General features: G+C 70.2%; 19 protein-coding genes. 15 read left to right on the plus strand and 4 right to left on the minus strand.

Features of this window, described 5'->3' with window-relative positions; all coding sequences use genetic code 11:
* Positions 1–32: 32 nt before the first annotated feature.
* The 3 genes from HNR28_RS11065 to HNR28_RS11075 are packed head-to-tail and all read right to left on the minus strand — an operon-like array spanning position 33 to position 2745.
* Complete coding sequence (locus tag HNR28_RS11065; protein WP_151024356.1) at positions 33–1310, minus strand: TRAP transporter large permease; 1278 nt, start codon at positions 1308–1310, stop codon at positions 33–35.
* Positions 1311–1325: 15 nt separating this feature from the next.
* Positions 1326–1814 carry a TRAP transporter small permease gene (locus HNR28_RS11070; RefSeq protein ID WP_151024357.1) on the minus strand — a complete coding sequence of 163 codons (489 nt, stop codon included), beginning with the start codon at positions 1812–1814 and terminating at the stop codon, positions 1326–1328.
* Positions 1815–1818: 4 nt separating this feature from the next.
* A complete protein-coding gene (locus HNR28_RS11075; RefSeq protein WP_052355512.1) occupies positions 1819–2745 on the minus strand; it encodes a TRAP transporter substrate-binding protein in 927 nt (308 codons plus the stop codon).
* A gap of 440 nt (positions 2746–3185) precedes the next feature.
* On the opposite strand from HNR28_RS11075, the gene HNR28_RS11080 reads away from it, so the two are divergent.
* The 3 genes from HNR28_RS11080 (at position 3186) to HNR28_RS11090 (ending at position 6607) form a co-directional block, all read left to right on the plus strand.
* Entirely contained in the window at positions 3186–4268 is a 1083-nt protein-coding gene (locus HNR28_RS11080) for a tartrate dehydrogenase (protein WP_043679297.1), read from the plus strand.
* Between the two features lie 91 nt (positions 4269–4359).
* Entirely contained in the window at positions 4360–5823 is a 1464-nt protein-coding gene (locus HNR28_RS11085) for an aldehyde dehydrogenase family protein (RefSeq protein ID WP_043679294.1), read from the plus strand.
* Positions 5824–5848: 25 nt separating this feature from the next.
* Complete coding sequence (locus HNR28_RS11090) at positions 5849–6607, plus strand: glucose 1-dehydrogenase (RefSeq protein WP_043679291.1); 759 nt, start codon at positions 5849–5851, stop codon at positions 6605–6607.
* Between the two features lie 62 nt (positions 6608–6669).
* On the opposite strand, the gene ilvB is transcribed toward HNR28_RS11090, so the two are convergent.
* Positions 6670–8439, minus strand: a complete 1770-nt coding sequence (ilvB, locus tag HNR28_RS11095) for a biosynthetic-type acetolactate synthase large subunit (RefSeq protein WP_052355511.1) — start codon at positions 8437–8439, stop codon at positions 6670–6672.
* A gap of 217 nt (positions 8440–8656) precedes the next feature.
* On the opposite strand from ilvB, the gene HNR28_RS11100 reads away from it, so the two are divergent.
* The 12 genes from HNR28_RS11100 to HNR28_RS11155 all read left to right on the plus strand — a co-directional run bounded on the left by HNR28_RS11100 (position 8657) and on the right by HNR28_RS11155 (position 20110).
* Positions 8657–9127, plus strand: a complete 471-nt coding sequence (locus HNR28_RS11100) for an SET domain-containing protein (protein WP_043679288.1) — start codon at positions 8657–8659, stop codon at positions 9125–9127.
* Positions 9128–9296: 169 nt separating this feature from the next.
* Positions 9297–9821 (plus strand): TRAP transporter small permease, encoded by a 525-nt coding sequence (locus HNR28_RS11105; RefSeq protein WP_052355510.1) that lies wholly within the window; start codon positions 9297–9299, stop codon positions 9819–9821.
* On the plus strand, positions 9818–11116 hold the full coding sequence (locus HNR28_RS11110) for a TRAP transporter large permease (RefSeq protein WP_043679285.1): 1299 nt from the start codon (positions 9818–9820) through the stop codon (positions 11114–11116). The genes HNR28_RS11105 and HNR28_RS11110 overlap by 4 nt, the downstream gene beginning before the upstream one ends.
* Before the next feature lie 97 nt (positions 11117–11213).
* Positions 11214–12239 carry a DctP family TRAP transporter solute-binding subunit gene (locus HNR28_RS11115; protein ID WP_043679283.1) on the plus strand — a complete coding sequence of 342 codons (1026 nt, stop codon included), beginning with the start codon at positions 11214–11216 and terminating at the stop codon, positions 12237–12239.
* Positions 12240–12338: 99 nt separating this feature from the next.
* Positions 12339–13136: an alpha/beta fold hydrolase gene (locus tag HNR28_RS11120; protein ID WP_043679280.1), complete on the plus strand. Its 798-nt coding sequence runs from the start codon at positions 12339–12341 to the stop codon at positions 13134–13136.
* Positions 13137–13157: 21 nt separating this feature from the next.
* Positions 13158–13907, plus strand: a complete 750-nt coding sequence (locus tag HNR28_RS11125) for a TSUP family transporter (protein ID WP_043679279.1) — start codon at positions 13158–13160, stop codon at positions 13905–13907.
* Between the two features lie 252 nt (positions 13908–14159).
* Positions 14160–15659, plus strand: coding sequence for an APC family permease (locus HNR28_RS11130; protein WP_151024358.1), 1500 nt, complete (start codon positions 14160–14162; stop codon positions 15657–15659).
* On the plus strand, positions 15634–16218 hold the full coding sequence (locus tag HNR28_RS11135; RefSeq protein ID WP_184142884.1) for a DUF3156 family protein: 585 nt from the start codon (positions 15634–15636) through the stop codon (positions 16216–16218). Before HNR28_RS11130 ends, HNR28_RS11135 begins: the two co-directional genes overlap by 26 nt.
* 110 nt (positions 16219–16328) lie before the next feature.
* Complete coding sequence (gene feaR / locus HNR28_RS11140) at positions 16329–17264, plus strand: transcriptional regulator FeaR (RefSeq protein WP_151024100.1); 936 nt, start codon at positions 16329–16331, stop codon at positions 17262–17264.
* A gap of 186 nt (positions 17265–17450) precedes the next feature.
* Complete coding sequence (locus HNR28_RS11145; protein ID WP_151024099.1) at positions 17451–18749, plus strand: NAD(P)/FAD-dependent oxidoreductase; 1299 nt, start codon at positions 17451–17453, stop codon at positions 18747–18749.
* A gap of 35 nt (positions 18750–18784) precedes the next feature.
* The gene (locus tag HNR28_RS11150) at positions 18785–19150 is read left to right on the plus strand and encodes a cupin domain-containing protein (protein WP_043679271.1); all 366 of its coding nucleotides are present in this window, start codon (positions 18785–18787) and stop codon (positions 19148–19150) included.
* Positions 19151–19246: 96 nt separating this feature from the next.
* The gene (locus HNR28_RS11155) at positions 19247–20110 is read left to right on the plus strand and encodes an aldo/keto reductase (RefSeq protein WP_151024098.1); all 864 of its coding nucleotides are present in this window, start codon (positions 19247–19249) and stop codon (positions 20108–20110) included.
* The last annotated feature ends 35 nt before the right edge of the window (positions 20111–20145 follow it).

Below are 20145 nucleotides of genomic sequence, written 5' to 3' on the forward strand. Positions count from 1 at the left end.
CACACGCCCCCCGGACGCCGCCCTCCAGCGGCTCAGCGATACACCAGGTCGCGGAAATACAGCGACAGGTCCGGCCAGTAGGTGATCACCATCAGGCAGAGCACCACCACGCCGACGAAGGGCAGCAGCGGCCGGATCAGGCGCTCGATGGGCACCTTGGCGACCGTGCAGGCGGCGAACAGGTTCACGCCGAAGGGCGGCGTCACCATCCCCAGGGCCAGGTTCACCACCATGATCACCCCGAAGTGCGCGGGATCGACGCCGAACTGCGTCGCCACGGGCAGCAGCAGGGGCGCCAGCACCACGATGGACGCGGACGTCTCGATGAACATGCCGATGAAGAACAGGGCGACATTCACCCCCATCAGGAAGCCGAATCCGCTGCCGAACAGGTGGCCAAGCCATTCGCCCAGCATCATCGGCACCCCGGCGCGGTTCAGCAGGAAGCCGAACACGCCCGCGTTGGCGATGATGAACATGATGATCGCCGTGGACACCACGGAGCGGTGGAAGGTGCGCCCCAGCGTGGTGAAATTCAGCCGGCGATAGACGAAGATGCCAACGAACAGCGCATACACCACGGCCACGGCCGAGGCCTCGGTGGGCGTGAAGATCCCGCCGTAGATCCCCCCCAGGATGATGACCGGCATCAGCAGCGCCCACCAGGCCTTCCTGAACGCGGTCCAGACCGGCAGGCGGCCGTCGCCGTCACGCTTGCCCAGGCCGTTGCGGCGCGCGTACAGCCACACGTAGGCCATCAGCGCGACGACGATCAGCAGGCCCGGCCCGATGCCGGCGATGAAGACCTCGCCCACCGAGGTGTCGGTGGACACGGCGTACAGGATCATCGGGATGGACGGCGGGATGATGACGCCCAGTTCGGCCGCGGAGGCCTGCAGCGAGGCCGCGAAGGGCGCCGGATAGCCGTGCTTGACCATGGCGGGGATCAGGATGGCCCCCACCGCGAAGGTGGTGGCCACGCTGGAGCCGGCCACCGCCGCGAAGATCATGCAGGTCAGCACACAACTGCAGGCGAGCCCGCCCTGCACGCCGCCCACCACGCTTTTGGCAAACTCGACCATGCGCTCGGAGATGCCGCCTTCCTCCATCAGGTTGCCGGCCAGGATGAAGAAGGGCACGGCGACCAGCGGGTACTTGTCCAGGGCGGCGTAGAGCTGCTGCGCGATCACCAGCCAGGTCATGTGGCCGTCGAAGCCGACCCCGGCCATGGTGGCCAGGCCGATGGACACGGCCACCGGCACGGTCAGGCCGAAGAACAGCAGCATGGAAACGACCATCAACTGCGACATGATGCGGTGCCCCGGTCAGACGGTTTCGATGTGGAGGCGGCGCGGGCCTTCGGCCCAGTAGGCCAGCGCGGCGAACAGCGCCAGCGTGGCGCCCACGGGAATGGACAGGTAGATCCACGAGATGGAGACGCCCAGGCTGGGCGTGGTCTGGAACCGTACGCGCCAGGTCATGTCGGCCCCGATCCACACCAGGAATCCCAGGAAGCCCACGACGATCAGCAGGACGACGTGCTCCAGCACCCGCGCCCGGCGCGGCGCGAGCAGGTTGTGCAGCAGGTCCACGCCCAGCATGGCGCCCTGGCGGAAGGCCAGGGCCACCCCCAGCATCACCGCCCAGATGATGGAGGCCCGCGTCCAGGCTTCGGACCAGGCCGAGGGCGATTCGAGGACGAAGCGCGCCAGGACCTGGTAGAAGCCCGCCGCGACGGCGGACCACAGCAGGCCCTGGGCGACCCAGGACACCAGCCGGGTCAGGCCCCGGTCGATCGAGCCGAGCACGCCCATGGGCCTACTGGGTGTTGCGGATGGCGTCGACCAGTTCCTGGCCGAACTGCTTGTAGTACTGCGGATAGACCGGCTGGACCGCCTTGACGAAGGCGGCGTGGTCCACCGCGTTGACCTGCATGCCGTTGGACTTCAGGGTTTCCACGCCATCCTTCTCGACCTGGTCGACGTAGTCGCGCATGGCCTTGGCGCTGGCGGCGGCGGCTTCCTTGAACTTGGCCTTGCCGTCGTCGGACAGGCCATCGTACACGGAAGGCGCCATCAGGATCAGTGCCGGACCGTAGACGTGCGCCGTCAGCGACAGGTATTTCTGCAGCTGCCACATCTTCACCGACACGATCACCGACAGCGGATTTTCCTGGCCGTCGATGGTGCCCTGCTGCAGGGCGGTGGCGACTTCGGGCCAGGCCATGGGGGTGGCCAGCACGCCCAGCTCGCGGAAGGCGGCGATGTGGATGGGGTTTTCCGTGGTGCGGATCTTCAGGCCCTTGATGTCGGCGGGCTCCTTCACCGGCCGGACGTTGTTGGTCAGGTGGCGGAAGCCCTGCTCGCCCCAGGCCAGGGCCACCAGGCCGCGCTTGGGGAATTCGGCCAGCATGTCCTGGCCGATCTTGCCGTCCAGGACCTTGCGCGCATGGGCCAGGTCGCGGAACAGGAAGGGGATGTCGAACACCCCGGTCTGCGGCACGAAATTCAGCGTGGCGCCCGTGGAGACGATGGCCAGGTCGATGGTGCCCAGCTGCAGACCCTCGATCACCTCGCGCTCGCCGCCCAGCGCACTGTTCGGGAACTGCTGGATCTTGAAGTCCGGCGTGCTGGCTTCCAGGGTCTTGACGAAGGCGGCGGCGCCCGCGCCGTAGTGCGAGTTCTCGGACAGGGCGTAGGCCATCTTCAGCGTGGTCTGCGCCAGCGCCGGCGCGGACGCCGTCATGCCGGCCAGCGCCGCGGCCGCGAGCCATCGTGCGAATTTTTTACCGCCGGGCCGCCCCAAGGTAAAAAACGCCCCCCGCAGGGGGGCAGCAAGCCGAAGGTGCAGCGTGGGGGGTATTTTCCCTTGGAACATGGTGTCGTCTCCCGAATCCGATTATTGGTGCCATCCGGCCCGCGCCCGCGGCCGGGACGCGGCCCGCATCCGCCGGAACCGCGCCGCGCGCAAAGCATCGAAGCCTTGGTGTTCTAACATGAAGTCCGGGCGGGTCGCAATGGAAACCGCGCACGGGTTCGGGTTATCACAGGGGCGCGCGGCGCGCGGCCGGCCGGCGCGGCCCGTGGGCCCGCCCGGCGCTATCGCGCCGCCCCAAAACCCGCTAGAGTCATGAAAAAGGCCCGCCCGGCCTGACCGGGCCCGTTCGCGCCCAAGGAGCCACCCGCATGACACGAAAAATCGCAGTGATCCCCGGCGACGGCATCGGCACGGAAGTCATGCCCGAGGGCCTGCGGGTCCTGGAAGCCGCCGCCGCGCGCTTCGGCCTGGACCTGGACTTCGAGTCCTTCGGCTGGGGCTGCGACCATTACCTGCGCGAAGGCCGCATGATGCCGGCCGACTGGAAGGAGCGCATCGGCGGGCACGACGCCATCCTGTTCGGCGCCGTGGGCGCGCCCGACCGGGTGCCGGACCACGTCGCCATCTGGGATTCCATCATCACCATCCGCCGCGAATTCGACCAGTACGTCAACCTGCGCCCGGCCCGGCTGATGCCCGGCGTGCCCAGCCCGCTGGCCAACCGGCGCCCCGGCGACATCGATTTCCTGGTGGTGCGCGAGAACACCGAGGGCGAATACTCCAGCCTGGGCGGGCGCATGTTCCCGGACACGGAGCGCGAATTCGTGATCCAGGAATCCGTCTTCACCCGCACCGGGGTGGACCGGGTCCTGCGATTCGCCTTCGAGCTGGCCGCGCGCCGGCCCGGCCGGCACCTGACGGCGGCCACCAAGTCCAACGGCATCTCCATCACCATGCCCTACTGGGACGAGCGTCTGAAGGCCATCGCCCGGGAATACCCCACGGTCACCTGGGACAAGTTCCACATCGACATCCTCTGCGCCCACCTGGTGCAGCACCCGGACCGCTTCGACGTGATCGTGGCCTCGAACCTGTTCGGCGACATCCTGTCCGACCTGGGGCCGGCCTGCACCGGCACGATCGGCATCGCCCCGTCGGCCAACCTGAACCCGGACCGCCGCTACCCCTCCCTGTTCGAGCCCGTGCACGGCTCCGCGCCGGACATCGCCGGGCGGGGCATCGCCAACCCGGTCGGCCAGATCTGGTCGGCGGCCCTGATGCTGGAACACCTCGGCCAGGGCGAGCCCGCCTGGCAGGACGCGGCCGACGCCGTCCTGCGGGCCATCGAGACCGTGCTGTCCGAAGGCCCGCGCACGCCGGACATGGGCGGCGCGGCGCGCACCGCCGACATGGGCCGCGCGATCGCCGACCACGTCGCCCGCGCCCGCTGAGCGCACCGCCGCCAGCCGCCGCCCGCCGAGGACCCGCCGACCGCATCGACCGCCCCATTCGCACCGCACCGCCATTCGCCAGGACTCCGCCATGCCCGCCCACCACTTCATCGCCAACGCCCGCCGGCCCGTGCCCGGCGAGCGCACCCTGTCCGTCATCGACCCGGCGGACGGCCGGGAATTCGACCGCATCGCGCGCGGCTCGGCCGAGGACGTGGACGCGGCCGTGCGGGCCGCCCAGGCGGCCATGGGCGAGCACTTCGAGGGCCCCTGGGCGATGACCTGCGCCCGCGACCGCGGGCGGCTGCTGGCGGCCTGGAGCCGCGCCGTGCTGGACGAGGCCGGCGAGCTGGCCCGCCTGGAGGCGCGCGACACCGGCAAGACGCTGGGCACCGCGCGCAACGACGTCGCCGCGCTGGCGCGCTACCTCGAATACTATGCCGGCGCCTGCGACAAGCTGCATGGCGACACCCTGCCCTACGACGCCGGCACGCTGGCGCTGACGGTGCGCGAGCCGCACGGCGTCACCGGCCACATCATTCCCTGGAACTACCCGGTCCAGATCTTCGGCCGCAGCGTGGGCGCCTCCCTGGCGGCCGGCAACGCCTGCGTGGTCAAGCCCGCCGAGGACGCCAGCCTGTCCACCCTGTACCTGGCCGAGATGGCCGCCCGCGTGGGATTCCCGGCCGGCGCGCTGAACGTCGTCACCGGCCTCGGCGCCGAGGCCGGCGCGGCCCTGAGCGCCCACCCCGGCGTGCGGCACATCTCCTTCACCGGCTCCACCGCCACCGGCCGGCAGGTGGCCGAGGCCGCCGCGCGGCATCACTGCCCGGTGGTGCTCGAACTGGGCGGCAAATCGCCGCAGATCGTGTTCGAGGACGCCGACCTGGACGCCGCCCTGCCGGTGGTGGTCAACGCCATCGTGCAGAACAGCGGCCAGACCTGCTCGGCGGGCAGCCGGCTGCTGGTCCACGAAAGCATCCACGACGCCTTCGTGGCGCGCGTCGCCGAACGCTTCCGCGCGCTGCGCGCCGGTCCGCCCGCCTCGGACGCCGACCTGGGGCCGCTGGTCAACCAGAAACAGTACGAGCGCGTGCGCCGCATGCTGGACGCCGCCCGCGACGAGGGCCTGGCCGAGGCCGCGCGCGGCCGCATCCTGGACGACGCGCCGCCGGACGGCTACTACCAGGAGCCCGTGCTGTTCCGCGACGTGCCCGCCGACAGCGCTCTGGCGCGCGAGGAAATCTTCGGCCCGGTCCTCATCACGCAGCCCTTCCGCGACGAGGCGCACGCCCTGGCGCTGGCCAACGCCACCGACTACGGCCTGGTGGCCGGCGTCTGGACCCGCGACGGGGCGCGGCAGCTGCGCATGGCCCGCCACCTGCGCTGCGGCCAGGTCTTCGTCAACAACTACGGCGCCGGCGGCGGCGTCGAGCTGCCCTTCGGCGGGGTCAAGTCCAGCGGCCACGGCCGCGAGAAAGGCTTCGAGGCGCTGCTGGGATTCACCGTGCTGAAGACCGTGGCGATCCGCTACGGCCAGGATGCCCGGAACTAGTCCACATTCATCGAGGAGACACGCCATGCGCCTGCGCGACAAGATAGCCATCGTCACCGGAGCCGGCTCGGGATTCGGCCGGGGGATCGCCTCGGTCTTCGCCCGAGAGGGTGCCCGGGTGGTGGTGGCCGACATCCACGACGAGCACGGCCGCGAGACCGTCGAGCAGATCCGCGCGGCCGGCGGCCGGGCCGCCTTCGCCCACGTGGACGTCGCCAACGCCGCCAGCATGCAGGGGCTGCTGGCGCAGGCCCTGGAGTATTTCGGCGGCCTGGACATCGTGGTCAACAACGCCGGCGCGACCCACCGCAACCGGCCCATGCTCGAAGTCACCGAGGCCGAATTCGACCGCATCTACGCCATCAACGTCAAGAGCATCTACCTCAGCGCCCAGGCCTTCGTGCCGCATTTCCGGCGCCAGGGCGGCGGCGTGTTCGTGAACATCGCCTCCACGGCCGCCATCCGGCCGCGCCCCGGCCTGACCTGGTACAACGGCACCAAGGGCGCCGTGGTGACCACCAGCCGCTCGATGGCGGCCGAGCTGGGCCCGGACCGCATCCGCGTCAACTGCGTCAATCCCGTGGTCGCCGCCACCGGCCTGCTGACGGAATTCATGGGCATGCCCGACACGCCGGAAAATCGCGCCAAGTTCATCGCCGGCATCCCGCTGGGGCGGTTTTCCACCCCGGAGGACGTCGCCCACGCCTGCCTGTACCTGGCCTCGGACGAGGCGTCCTTCATCACCGGCGCCTGCCTGGAGGTGGACGGCGGGCGGTGCGTCTGACGCTTCTCGGGAACCCCGCCCATTCCGGACGCATGGGCGTGTCAGGCAAGGCGCCGACAGAATCATTCCTCCACGTACCAGGTATCTTCCGACAGCATCACCTGCTGGTGCCCGTAGCCGGCCGGCATCATGGGGAAGCAGTTCTGCAGCGGCACCACCGCCACGTCCAGGAAGTACGGCCCGTCGTGCGCCATGCAGGCGGCCAGCGCCGCGTCCAGGTCGCGCGGGTGCTCGACGCGCGCCGCCCCCCAGCCGAAAGCCCCGGCCAGCGCCACGAAATCCGGGATCGAGGCGTTGTAGCTGTGGCTGTAGCGGCCCTCGTGGATCAGTTCCTGCCACTGGCGCACCATGCCCATGTGGCCGTTGTTGCACAGGATCAGCTTGACCGGGGCGCGGTGCTGCGCGGCCGTGGCCAGTTCCTGGATGTTCATCAGCACGGAGGCGTCGCCGCTGACGCAGACCACCGGCTTGTCCGGATGCGCGATCTGCGCGCCGATGGCGGCCGGCAGCCCGTAGCCCATGGTGCCCGCCCCGCCGGAGGTCAGCCAGCGGTTGGGCCGGTCGATGCCGATGTACTGGGCGGCCCACATCTGGTGCTGGCCCACGTCGGTGGAGACGATGGCGTCGCGCCCGGCCAGCAGCCGGTCGATGCGCCGCATCAGGTCCTGCGGCAGGATGGTGTCGGCCGAGGGCGGGAATTTCAGGCAGTCGCGCGCCTGCCAGACGGCGATGCGCTGCCACCATTCGTCCAGGCGGCCGGGCTCCAGCGGGTACTGGCCCAGTTCCTTGTGCAGGGCGCGCAGCAGCGGATAGCAGTCGCCCACCAGCGCCACGTCGGCGCGCACGACCTTGTCGATCGAGGCCGGGTCGATGTCCAGGTGGATCTTGTCGGCGTGCGGGCAGAAGTCCGACAGCCGGCCGGTGATGCGGTCGTCGAAGCGCGCGCCCACGCAGACGATCAGGTCCGCGTGGTGCATCGCCAGGTTCGCCTGCAGCGTGCCGTGCATGCCGAGCATGCCCAGGAACTGCGCGTCGCCCGCGGGATAGGCGCCCAGGCCCATCAGCGTCAGGGTGCAGGGCGCCCCGGTTTCCTGCACCAGGCCGCGGAAGGCGTGGCAGGCGTCGATGCCCGAATTGATCAGGCCGCCCCCGCCGTAGAACACCGGGCGGCGGGCGCGGGCGATCAGCGCGGCGGCGCGCTTGAGCGCGGCCTCGGTCACGGGCGCGAGCGGCGCGGCGGCGGCCTCGGGCTCCAGCGCCGCGACGGCATGCTCCGGCGGCACGCGCGCGATCTGCAGGTCCTTGGGGAAGTCCAGCAGCACCGGGCCGGGCCGGCCGGCGCGCGTCAGGCGCAGGGCCTTGGCCGCCAGGTCGGCGATGTCTTCCGAACGGCGCACCTGGGCGTTCCATTTGGTGACCGGGCGCGAGATCCCGACCGCGTCGCATTCCTGGAAGGCGTCGGTGCCGATGGCGCCGGTCGCCACCTGGCCGCTGACGCACAGCACGGGGATCGAGTCGCAGAGCGCGTCCAGCAGCCCGGTGGTGGTGTTCGCCATGCCCGGGCCCGACGTCACGAAGACCACGCCGGGGCGGCCCGTGGAGCGCGCGTAGCCCTCGGCGGCGTGCATGGCCGCCTGCTCGTGGCGCACCAGGATGTGGCGGATGCGCGGCTCGGCGTACAGGGCGTCGTACAGCGGCAGCACCGCGCCGCCCGGATAGCCGAACACCGTGTCCACGCCCAGGGCGATCAGGGTATCCAGCAGGACCTCGGCGCCGGTGCGGTCGAGGACGGGGACGGTTGCGGCGGCATGGGCGGCGGTAGGGGCATTCACGGGCGTTCACCTGGACGGGAAAGGTCGGGATGCCGCGCCGGCCCCTCGCGCGCGTCGGCCCCCGGCGGGATCGCCGCCGGGGCGAGTGGACTTGCGTGGAGCATCCCAAGGATAATGGGGGCCAGTGTATCCCTTTTCGCTCCCGCTTCTTTCGCGTCCGCTTCCTTCAGGTCCCCTTCCCGTCCCTTTCCCGTCCGCTTCCTTCCCTCCGCATCCCATGGCCACCCCCCGCCCGATCTGGCACGCCGTGCGCGTCTCGCCCCTGCACGGCACCGGCGTCTTCGCCGCGCGCGACATCCCCGCCGGCACCCGCATCCTGGAATACGCGGGACGCCGCCTGACGGCGGAGCAGGCCGACGCCCGCTGGCCGGTCGATCCTGACGACCCCTACCACACCTTCTATTTCTCGCTCAGCAGCGGCCGGGTGATCGACGGCGGCCAGCGCGGCAACGACGCGCGCTGGATCAACCACGGCTGCGCGCCCAACTGCGAGGCGCGCGAGAACGAGGCCGGCACCCGCGTGGCGATCTACGCGCTGCGCGACATCCCGGCCGGCGCGGAACTGCTCTACGACTACGGCCTGGTGATCGACGAGCCGCTCACCCGCACGCTCAAGCGCCACTACCGCTGCCGCTGCGGCGCGCCCGAATGCCGGGGCACGATGCTGGCGCTGCCGGACGGTTCCTGAACCGGCGCCCGTACCCCCCACCTCGCCGCCCGCAAGCGGTCCGGATTCGTCCGGCACCGGGCAGCCCGCGGGGACGGCTCGGCGTCCGTACTCATACCAACTGGCAAGCGCGCCGTTTCGCAGTAGGATTCAGTGTTGCCATCCGGCCCGACACCGCTCCGTCCGTTCCATGCCCGACGACCACGCCGCCGATTCCGCCGACCTGCCCGCCTACGTCCCGCCCCCCGATCCCCCCCTGCGCGTCCCGCTGCGATTCGAGGACTGGCTGACCGTGCTGACCCTGGGCGCCCTGGCCTGCATCACCCTGGCCAACGTGATCGTGCGCTACCTGACCGCCGAATCCTTCGCCTGGACCGAGGAAATCTCCATCTTCCTGCTGATCGTGCTCACCCTGAGCGCCAGTTCCTCGGCCTTCGTCCGCGTGCTGCACATCCGCATCGAACTGCTGGCCGACGGCGGCGGCCCCGCGCGGCAGCGGCGCTACGCCCTGGCCGCGGGCGCCGTCTCGCTGCTGTTCTTCGCCGGCCTGACGGTCCTGCTGGGCCGCATGGCGCTGGACGAATACAACTGGGGCGACACCTCCCCGGCCATCGGCGTGCCCACCTGGTGGTATTCCATGTGGCTGCCCGTGCTGTCGGCGGTCATCACCCTGCGCCTGGCCGGCATCCTGCGGCGCGCCTGGGAGCGCGCATGATCCCCACCCTGCTGTTCGCGCTCTTCGTCGTGCTGATGGTGATCGGCGTGCCCGTGGGCATCGCCCTGGGGGCGGCCGGCACCCTGGCCATCGCCCTGGCCAATCCCGACACCCACTGGTTCGGCCTGATGGCGGTGTCGCAGAGCTTCTACGCCGGCCTGGCCAAATACCCCCTGCTCGCCATCCCCATGTTCGTGCTGGTGGGCTCGATCTTCGACCGCTCGGGCGTCGCCGCCAAGCTGGTGCGCCTGGCCCAGTCCATCACCGGCAACGGTCCCGGCATGCTGGCCGTGGTCGCCATCACCGTCGCCATGTTCCTGGGCGGGATCTCCGGCTCCGGCCCGGCCTGCGCCGCCGCCGTGGGCGCCATCATGATCGGCGCCATGAACCGCGCCGGCTATCCCCGCGCCTACTCGGCCAGCGTGGTGGCGGCGGGCGCGGCCACCGACATCCTGATCCCGCCCTCGATCGCCATGATCGTCTATTCGGTCCTGGTGCCGCAGGCCTCGGTGCCCGCCCTGTTCGCCGCCGGCATGTTCCCCGGCATCCTGGCGGGCATCGGGCTGATCATCCCGGCCGTCTGGCTGGCGCGGCGCCACAAGATGGGCGCGGCCGCCCGCGCCGAGCCCCGCCCGCCCTTCTGGCGCAGCCTGTTCGAGGCCATCCCGGGCCTGGCCGCCCCCGTCATCATCCTGGGCGGCATGCGCATGGGCTATTTCACGCCCACCGAGGCCGCCGTGGTGGCCGTGTTCTACGGCCTGCTCATCGGCATGCTGGTGCACCGCACCATCCGCGTGCGCGACCTGTTCCCCATCCTGCGCGAGGCCGGCGAGCTGTCCGCCGTCATCATGCTGATCGTCACGCTGGCGGGGATCTTCGCCTGGTCGCTGTCCACCCTGTCGATCATCGACCCGATCACCCACGCCATCGTGCACTCCGGCCTGGGGGAATACAGCGTGCTGACGCTGCTCATCCTGCTGCTGATCGTGGCCGGCATGTTCCTCGACGGAATCTCGATCTTCCTCATCTTCGTGCCGCTGATCCAGCCGGTCGCCATGGCTTTCGGCTGGGACCTGGTGTGGCTGGGCGTGGTGCTGACGCTGATGGTGGCGGTGGGCCAGTTCACCCCGCCGGTGGCCGTCAACCTGATGGTGTCCAGCAAGATCGCCCGGATCCCGATGGAAAGCACGGTGCCCTGGGTGCTGTGGCTGGTGGGCGGCATGCTCTGCACCCTGGTGCTGGTCGTGATATTCCCGCAGATCGCGCTCTGGCTGCCGCATTATCTGGGATACTGACGTCCATGCCGGCGCCCGCGGGCAGGCGGCGAGGCCCGGCCCGCGGGCGACCCGCCCGGCGGGTTCGTGCACGAGATTTTTCAAAGAGGAGACTGACATGCGCTTCAAACGACTCATCGGCGCCGCCGCGCTGGCCTTCACGGCCCTGGCCGCCGCCCTGCCGGCCCAGGCCGCCGACTACAAGTCCGAATACAAGCTGTCCATCGTGGTGGGCACCAACTTCCCCTGGGGCCAGGGGGCGGTGATCTGGTCCGACCTGGTGCGCGAGCGCACCAACGGCCGCATCAACATCAAGGTCTACCCGGGCACCTCCCTGGTCCAGGGCGACCAGACGCGCGAATTCACCGCCATCCGCCAGGGCGTGATCGACATGGCCATCGGCTCGACCATCAACTGGTCGCCGCAGGTCAAGGAGCTGAACCTCTTCTCCCTGCCCTTCCTCATGCCCGACTACCCCGCCATCGACGCCCTCACCCAGGGCAAGGTCGGCGAGGAGCTGTTCGGCATCCTGTCCAAGAAGGGCGTGGTGCCGCTCGCCTGGGGCGAGAACGGCTACCGCCAGCTGTCCAATTCGGCACGCGAGGTCAAGACCCCCGAGGACGTCAAGGGCATGAAGCTGCGCGTGGTCGGCTCGCCGCTGTACATCGACATCTACACCGCCCTGGGCGCCAACCCGACGCAGATGAGCTGGGCCGACGCCCAGCCCGCGCTCGCCAGCGGCGCCGTCGACGGCCAGGAAAACCCGCTGTCCATCTACGCCGGGGCCAAGCTCTACGACGTCGGCCAGAAATACCTGAGCCTGTGGAACTACGTGGCCGACCCGCTGATCTTCGTGGTGAACAAGGACGTCTGGGATTCCTGGTCGCCCGAAGACCAGAAGATCGTGCGCGAGGCCGCCGTCGAGGCGGGCCGCCAGGAAATCGTCATCGCCCGCAAGGGCGTGACCAGCACCGACGATTCCCTGCTGAAGGAAATCGAAGGCCACGGCGTCAAGGTCACCGTGCTCTCGCCCGAGCAGATCGGCGCCTTCGCCAAGGCCACCCAGCCGGTGTTCGACAAATGGGCCAAGCAGATCGGCCCCGACCTGGTGCAGCAGGCGCAGGCGGACATCGCCAAGCGCTGAGCCCCGCACGGCCCCACGCCCGGCGGGCCGCCGTCCGCCGGGCTTTGCTTGTCCCCATCCTTCGCTTGTCCCCATCCCTCATTTCCGCAGGAGTCCTCCATGCCCGTCGTCGAAGTGCTCGATACACACGTTTCCTACGCCGTCGATGGCCAGGGCCCGGCGCTGGTGCTGGTCGCCGGCACGGGAGGCACGCTGGACAGCAACTGGGGCCACCTGGTGGCGCCCCTGGCTGCCCGCCGCACCGTCATCCGGCCCGACTATTCCGGCTCGGGCGAGACCACCGATCCGGCCGGCGAACTGAGCCTGGACCTGCTGGCGGCCCAGGTGCTCGGGGCGGCCGACGCGGCGGGCGCCGAATCCTTCGACCTGGCCGGCTTCTCGCTGGGCGCCTGCGTGGCGGCGCAGATCGCCGCCACGCAGCCGGGGCGCGTCCGCTCCCTGACCCTGCTCGCCGGCTTCTCCACCGGCCAGGATCCGCGCATGCGCATGCAGTCGGAACTCTGGCTCAATCTCATCCGCCACGATCCCCACGATTTCGCGCGGCTGATCCTGCTCACCGGCTTCAGCCCCGCCTTCCTCGGGCGCATGGACGCGGCCCAGCTGGCGCAATGGGCCGACGCGGTCGTCGTGTCCAACCGCTGGGAAGGCATCACCCGCCAGATCATGCTCGACACGCGCCTGGACATCCGCCCGCTGCTGCCCCGCATCGCCGCGCCCACCCTGGTCATCGGCTGCGCGCACGACGCCATGGTGCCCAAGGAGCACGCGCGCGCCCTGGCCGACGCCATCCCCGGCGCCCGCTACGCCGAACTGGACAGCGGCCACCTGGCGCCGTTCGAGCAGCCCGAGGCGTTCCTGAACCTGCTCGCCGCCTTCATCGACGCGCCGCGAGGCTGAACGCGCCCGCCGCGGCACCCCATGGAAATCACCTTCGACGTCGCCGTCCTGCTGTTCTTCGTCGCGCTGCTGGCCGGCATCGTCGATGCCATCGCCGGCGGCGGCGGGCTGATCACCATCCCGGCGCTGCTGGCCGCGGGCCTGCCGCCCGGCGCGGCCATCGCCACCAACAAGATCGGCGGCATCGCCGGCTCGGCCGCCGCCACGCTGCACTTCCTGCGCATGCGCCAGATCGACCTGAAACGCAGCCGCCGAATGATGCTGGCCACCTTCCTGGGAGCGCTGGCGGGCGGGATCGCCCTGACCCGCATCGACGGCGGCGTGCTGCGCCAGGTGATCCCGTTCCTGCTGATCGGCTTCGCCCTGTACTTCCTGCTGTCGCCGCGCGTCGGCGCCGAGGACCGCGCCCAGCGCCTCACGCCCGCCCTGTACGCGGCCACCCTGGCGCCGCTGATCGGCTTCTACGACGGCTTCTTCGGCCCGGGCACGGGCACCTTCCTGGCGATCTCCTGCGTCACGCTGCTGGGCTTCAACCTGGTCAAGGCCACGGCGCACGCCAAGCTGCTGAACCTGTGCAGCAACCTCGCCTCGGTGCTGTTCTTCGCCGCCAGCGGCCACATCGTCTGGGCCTTCGGCCTGCCCATGCTGGCGGGCCAGTGGATCGGCGGCACCATCGGCGCGCGCCTGGCCGTCACGCGCGGCCACCAGCTGATCCGCGTGCTGATGGTGATCATGGCGGTGATCGTGTCGGTGAAGATGCTGCTGGAATGAGCGCGCTGCTGGAATGAGCGCATTGCTGGAATGAACGTGCCGCGGGAATGAGCCCGCGCCCCGGCCGCGGGCCGGGATGGCAACCGGCATGGCAGGCCCGGTCAAGACGCCGCACCGGAATGCGCAAATAGTGGACCATCCCCGCGTCCGGATCCCGGGCGCGCAGGGCAAAGGAGAGCGCCCGGCCATTTCCCGCCGGCCGCAGACGCAGGGGCTCGCGACGAAGCCCCATCGAACAGCCGAGGTCCGCACATGTCATTCAACGCAAGACTCGACGCCCACCTGAACCAGGGCGTCATCGGGTTTCCCACGGCCCTGGCCAGCACCGTGGGCCTGATCATGGCCAGCCCCGTGATCCTGACCGCCACCATGGGCTTCGGCCTGGGCGGCAGCGCCTTCGCCATCGCCATCGTGATCGCCCTGGTGATGATGCTGGCGCAATCCACCACCTTCGCCGAAGCCGCCGCCATCCTGCCCACGACCGGCTCCGTGTACGACTACATTTCCTGCGGCATGGGGCGGTTCTTCGCCATCACCGGCACCATTTCGGCCTACCTGATCGTGCACGTCTTCGCCGGCACGGCCGAGACCATCCTGTCGGGCGTCATGGCCCTGGTCAATTTCGAGCATCTCAACACCCTGGCCGAATCGGCCGGCGGCTCCTGGCTGCTGGGGGTCGCCTTCGTGCTAGTCTTCGGCGTGCTGAACGCCTTCGGGGTCAGCGTCTTCGGCAAGGCCGAAGTCGTGCTCACCTTCGGCATGTGGACCACGCTGATGGCGTTCGGCGTGCTGGGCCTGTTCGCCGCGCCGGCCGTCCGGCTCGACGGCTGGTTCGGCGCTTCGGAAATCGGCACCGACCCGCTCACCATCCTGTCGCTGGTGGGCATGGCCATGTTCATGTTCGTCGGCGCCGAATTCGTCACGCCCCTGGCGCCCGACCTGAAACGCTCGGCCCGGGTGCTGCCGCGCGCCATGGCCCTGGGCCTGTTCGGCGTGGCCGCCTGCATGTTCATCTACGGCGCGGCCATGCGGCGCCAGGTCGAGAACGTGCTGCTGGACCCGGCCCTCGGCGTCCGCCTGCTCGACACGCCGATGGCGATCCCGCAGTTCGCGCGCCAGGTCATGGGCGACATCGGCCCCATCTGGCTGGGCATCGGCTTCCTGTTCGCCGGCGCCGCCACCATCAACACCCTGATGGCGGGCGTCCCGCGCATCATGTACGGCATGGCCGTCGACGGCACCCTGCCGCGCCTGTTCGCCTACCTGCATCCACGCTTCAAGACGCCGGTGGTCTGCATCGCCGTCGCCATGGCGATTCCCTGCCTGCACGCGCTCTGGCTGGGCGGCAACGCCGACCACCTGCTCAACCTGGTGCTCGCCGCGGTCTGCGCCTGGGCCACCGCCTACCTGCTGGTCACGCTGTCGGTCGTGATCCTGCGCATCCGCCGCCCCGACCTGCCGCGCGCCTACCGCGCGCCCTTCTTCCCCCTGCCGCAGATCGTCTCCAGCGCCGGCATGCTGCTGGGCATGTGGTTCATCACGCCGCCGGGCATGGATCCCGCGGACGTGTACGTGTCCTTCGCCCTCATGCTGGGCGGCACGGCGGCCTACGCCCTGTTCTGGACCCTGGCCGTCCAGCGCGTCCATCCCTTCCGCCCCGTGCCGGTCGAGGAAGTCCTCGAAAAGGAATTCCGCGCCCGCGCGGCGGCGCAGCCGGCCCCGTCCCATGTCCTGGCTGCGAAGGCTGTCTGAGGCCCTGGACCGGCGCGGCCCCGCCGGCTATCGGCCGGGAGTCACGCTGGGGCACGTGCGGCGGGACTTCCACGACTGGCGCTGCGAACCGCTGGACGCGCGCGGCGCCCGCTTCGGCCGGCCCGGCGCGGCGCTGGTGTTCGAGGTGCGGGAGCGCACGCAGTCCGAGCTGCTGATGCATCTCGTGCTGACGGACTTCATCGTCCGGGCGCCCGCCCGCCACCCCGCGCCCGCCCGGCTCGACGTCCGCCACACCGGCGCCTGGCGCCGCACCGGCCTGCGCTACGCGGCCCGGCGCGGCGCGCCGCCGCCCGAGGCGCTGCTGGCCGAACTGCGCGAGGACCCCGCGCTGCGCGCGGCGCTGATGCCGCTGGACTTCAAGCGCCTGCGCATCGAACGCCAGGCCGCCGGCTGGACCGCCACCCTGGAGCACATGGCCGGCAGCGAGGTCGTCAACCGCATGCCGGCCTTCCGGCGCTACATCGCCTTCGCCCCGGCGCAGCGCGACGCCCTGCTGGCCGCCCTGGCGCGCCTGCAGGCCATCCTGGCGCGGCACTGAGCCGCCGATCCGGATTAGCCCGGATACCCGGACGCCGGCGATCTCTGTATAACTAACATATTAGTCATAGAGAGTGCGCCAGCCCCGGCCCCCGCGCAGGAGGAATCCCCATGGACACGCAAGAGACGGCTCACGACAGTCTGGAGACCTGGACCGCCGCGCTGCAAGCCATCTGCGGACACTTCGAGACGAGAACGGCCCTGGACCCGTCGCTGTTCATCGGCAGGATCGCCCTGGCCTCCCACGCGGGCGTCGAAGTCGCCCACCTGAAGACCAACGCGGGCCTGATTTCCCGCCCCAGCCACCGGCCGGACCACGACAACGACCAGCACTGCTTCCTGGTCAGCCAGCGCAGCGGCCGCGCGCGCATCGCCCAGGACGACCGCAGCATCCTGCTGGAGCCGGGCGAACTGCTGCTGATGGATTCGGTGGGCTCCTGCTCGATCACCCCGATCGGCCTGATCGAGCACGCCTCCCTGCCGCTGCCGCGCAGCCTGGTCACCCGCAAGCTCGGGCAGCGGCCCTTCGGCAGGATCTCCGCCTGCCGGGCCTCGGGGCGCATGCTGCACCTGATGGTCAACCAGCTCTGCCGCCGCACGCTGACCAGCGCGGCGGAGGCCGAGGCCGACGCCCTGCGCGACGCCCTGCTGCAGCTGCTGCCCGCGGCCCTGGCGCCGGACGATGCGCCCGAGGCGAACCCGGAGGCCCTGCCGGGCGACAGCCTGCTGGAATACGCCCGGCAGCTGATCGACGAGTCCCTGGGCCAGGCCTCGCTCGACCCCGATGCGCTGGCCCGCCGCATGAAGATCTCGGTGCGCCGCCTGTACCGGCTGTTCGAGGCCGAGAACGACAGCGTCTGCCGCTACATCCAGCACAGGAGGCTGCAGCGCTGCGCCCAGGACCTGTCCGATCCCGCGCTGAAATCGCACTCCATCACCACCATCGCCTTCAAATGGGGGTTCGTGGATTCCGCCCACTTCAGCCGCTCCTTCAAGAAGCACTACGCGCTCGCGCCCCGCGAATACCGCCAGCGCGCGCTGGCGTAGCCGGCCCGCGGCGGCGGGGCCTGTCAATCCCGGACAAGCCCGCCGCACGATCAGGCAAGACGGCGACCCCGCTTCCGGCGCCTAATATCCCCGCCGCCCGACGACCTTCGACCGGCGCCCGCGCGCCTGCGCCACGCCGGCCCCGCGCCGTTTCCAACGCCCGCTGTCATCACCGCCCTCGCTGTCATGATCAATATCGAAACCCCCACCTACTACACGGCCACCCGGAAATACGACCTGAGCTTTCCCTCGCTGGAGGCCGACATCGACGCCGACGTCGTGGTCATCGGCGGCGGATTCTCCGGCATCAACACCGCCCTGGAGCTGGCCGAGAAGGGCGTCACCCACATCGTCGTGCTCGAAGGCCGCTACCTGGGCTTCGGCGGCACCGGCCGCAACGGCGGGCAGATCATGGCCGGCATCGGCCACGACCTGGAAAAGATCCGCAAGGACGTCGGCGAGGACGGTCTGCGCCGGATCTTCGAGATCAGCGACATGGGCGCCGACATCATCAAGGACCGGATCCGGAAATACGGCATCGATGCCGACTTCCAGCACGGCTACGGCTACATGGGCTTCAACGCCCGCCAGGCGAAGACCCTGCGGGCCTGGGAGAAGGAATTCAAGTCGCTGGGCTCGCGCCACGAGATCCGCTATCTCGAAGGCGCCGACGTCCGCCAGATCATCGGCACCGACGCCTACCACTGCGGCCTGCTGCACATGGGCGGCGGCCACGTCCACTCGCTGAACCTGCTGCTGGGCGAGGCCCGGGCGCTGGCGAGCCACGGCGCGCAGATCTTTGAATACAGCCCCGCCCTGGAAGTGCGCTACGGCGATCGCATCACCGTGCGCACCGGCAAGGGCTCCGTCCGGGCCGCCAAGCTGCTCTGGGCCTGCGACAGCTTCCTGAACCGGCTCGAACCCGAGCTGCACCGGACCACCATCAACACCTACGCCTTCCAGCTGATGACCGAGCCCCTGTCCGAGGAGCTGATCCGGCGCATCAGCCCGATCCGGGGCGCCTACAGCGACATCCGCCCCATCATCGACTACTACCGCGTGACCAACGAAAACCGCCTGCTGTTCGGCGCGGCCACCCCCTTCGTCGAGCACATCCCGCTCGACCTCAAGGCCTGGAACCGCAGGCTGATGCTGAAGATCTTCCCCTACCTCGCGGACGTGAAGATCGACCTCGCCTGGGGCGGGCCGATGGCCTGCAGCCCGAACCTGTTCCCCCAGATCGGCACCCTGCCGGGCCGCCCCAACGCGTTTTTCGTGCAGGGCTATTCGGGCTTCGGCGTCACCCCCAGCCACATCATCTGCAAGGTCCTGGCCGAAGGCATACACGAAGGCTCGGACCGCTACGAGCTGATCCGCTCGGTGCGCCGGATCCGGGTCGTGGGCAAGGACCATTTCCGCCCCGTGCTGCTGACCGCCGGCAAGACCTGGCACCAGATCTCCGGCTACTGGAACGGCCGCCGCTGATTTCACCCACCGTTTTTTCCACACAGGAACCTCCCATGAGCTTGACCCCCATCCCCAAAGGCATCACCCTCGACCAGCTGGACCCCTGGGGGACCGTGGCCGACCTGGGCTCCGAAATCCTCGAAGGCGATCCGCGGGCCTTCGGCCGGATGACCGACGGCGCGCCCGACTCCCCGGTCAGCGCCGCCTTCTTCGGCACCACCCGAAGCCGGTTCCGCATGGTCTATCCGTTCAACGAGCAGGCCACCGTCGTCACCGGCGCGGTGCGCCTGACGGACGAGTCCACCGGCCAGTCCACCCATTTCGGCGTCGGCGATTCCTGGTTCGTCACCAAGGGCACGCCGGTGCTGTGGGAAATCCTCAGCGACAGCTTCGTCAAGCACTATCACGCGGTCGCCTGACTGGCGCGGTCGCCTGAGCGCGGTCGCCTGACTGGCGCCGCCGCGTATGCGGTCCTATCATGATTCCTTCCACCGACTCATGACAGGACGGTTCCCATGCCCACCACACCCAATGCGGCCGCCTCCGGCACGTTCCTGATCGGCGGCGACATCCCCGTCCACCGGCTCGGCTACGGGGCCATGCGCATCACCGGCCCCGGCATCTGGGGGCCGCCGGCGGACCCGGCCGCCGCCCTGGCCACGCTGCGGCGCCTGCCCGAACTCGGGGTGAACTTCATCGACACGGCCGACAGCTACGGGCCGTTCGTCAGCGAGGACCTGATCCGCGAAGCCCTGCATCCCTATGCGGGGCTGCTGATCGCCACCAAGGGCGGGCTGCTGCGCCACGGCCCCGACAAATGGGTGCCGCTGGGCGATCCCGGCTACCTGCGCCAGTGCGTGCTGATGAGCCTGCGCCGGCTGGGGCTGGAGCGCATCGACCTGTGGCAGCTGCACCGCCTGGACCCCGGCGCATCGCGCCAGGCCCAGCTGCAGGCGATCGCCGACATGCGCCGCGAAGGCCTGATCCGCCACGTGGGCCTGAGCGAAGTCCAGCCGGCCGACATCCAGGAAGCCCAGCAGTATTTTCCCGTCGCCACCGTGCAGAACCAGTACAACCTGGGCGAGCGCAAAAGCGAGGCCGTGCTGGACTACTGCACCGAACACCGCATCGGCTTCATTCCCTGGTATCCGCTGAATGCGGGCAAGCTGGCACGGCCCGGCTCCAAGCTGGAGGACATCGCCCGGCACCACGGCGTCACGACCAGCGCCATCGCCCTGGCCTGGCTGCTGAAGCGCTCGCCGGTGATGCTGCCCATCCCCGGGACTGCCAATCCCGACCACCTGGCCCAGAACGTGGCGGCCGCCCAGGTCAGCCTGAGCGACCAGGAATTCGACGCGCTGGACCGGGCGGCCGCCTGATCCGGCGCGCCGGCCGGACGGGCCCGCCCCGCCGG

This window comes from Castellaniella defragrans (assembly GCF_014203015.1).
Lineage (GTDB): Bacteria > Pseudomonadota > Gammaproteobacteria > Burkholderiales > Burkholderiaceae_B > Castellaniella > Castellaniella defragrans.

Bases quoted from the DNA above. Each gene is read 5' to 3' on its own strand.
- HNR28_RS11075 (WP_052355512.1), bottom strand. From the start codon at position 2,745: ATGACGGCGTCCGCGCCGGCGCTGGCGCAGACCACGCTGAAGATGGCC.
- HNR28_RS11135 (WP_184142884.1), top strand. From the start codon at position 15,634: ATGTCCTGGCTGCGAAGGCTGTCTGAGGCCCTGGACCGGCGCGGCCCC.
- HNR28_RS11110 (WP_043679285.1), top strand. From the start codon at position 9,818: ATGATCCCCACCCTGCTGTTCGCGCTCTTCGTCGTGCTGATGGTGATC.
- HNR28_RS11150 (WP_043679271.1), top strand. From the start codon at position 18,785: ATGAGCTTGACCCCCATCCCCAAAGGCATCACCCTCGACCAGCTGGAC.
- HNR28_RS11105 (WP_052355510.1), top strand. From the start codon at position 9,297: ATGCCCGACGACCACGCCGCCGATTCCGCCGACCTGCCCGCCTACGTC.
- HNR28_RS11080 (WP_043679297.1), top strand. From the start codon at position 3,186: ATGACACGAAAAATCGCAGTGATCCCCGGCGACGGCATCGGCACGGAA.
- HNR28_RS11070 (WP_151024357.1), bottom strand. From the start codon at position 1,814: ATGGGCGTGCTCGGCTCGATCGACCGGGGCCTGACCCGGCTGGTGTCC.
- HNR28_RS11100 (WP_043679288.1), top strand. From the start codon at position 8,657: ATGGCCACCCCCCGCCCGATCTGGCACGCCGTGCGCGTCTCGCCCCTG.
- HNR28_RS11120 (WP_043679280.1), top strand. From the start codon at position 12,339: ATGCCCGTCGTCGAAGTGCTCGATACACACGTTTCCTACGCCGTCGAT.
- HNR28_RS11125 (WP_043679279.1), top strand. From the start codon at position 13,158: ATGGAAATCACCTTCGACGTCGCCGTCCTGCTGTTCTTCGTCGCGCTG.
- HNR28_RS11115 (WP_043679283.1), top strand. From the start codon at position 11,214: ATGCGCTTCAAACGACTCATCGGCGCCGCCGCGCTGGCCTTCACGGCC.
- HNR28_RS11145 (WP_151024099.1), top strand. From the start codon at position 17,451: ATGATCAATATCGAAACCCCCACCTACTACACGGCCACCCGGAAATAC.
- HNR28_RS11090 (WP_043679291.1), top strand. From the start codon at position 5,849: ATGCGCCTGCGCGACAAGATAGCCATCGTCACCGGAGCCGGCTCGGGA.
- feaR (WP_151024100.1), top strand. From the start codon at position 16,329: ATGGACACGCAAGAGACGGCTCACGACAGTCTGGAGACCTGGACCGCC.
- HNR28_RS11085 (WP_043679294.1), top strand. From the start codon at position 4,360: ATGCCCGCCCACCACTTCATCGCCAACGCCCGCCGGCCCGTGCCCGGC.
- HNR28_RS11130 (WP_151024358.1), top strand. From the start codon at position 14,160: ATGTCATTCAACGCAAGACTCGACGCCCACCTGAACCAGGGCGTCATC.
- HNR28_RS11155 (WP_151024098.1), top strand. From the start codon at position 19,247: ATGCCCACCACACCCAATGCGGCCGCCTCCGGCACGTTCCTGATCGGC.
- HNR28_RS11065 (WP_151024356.1), bottom strand. From the start codon at position 1,310: ATGTCGCAGTTGATGGTCGTTTCCATGCTGCTGTTCTTCGGCCTGACC.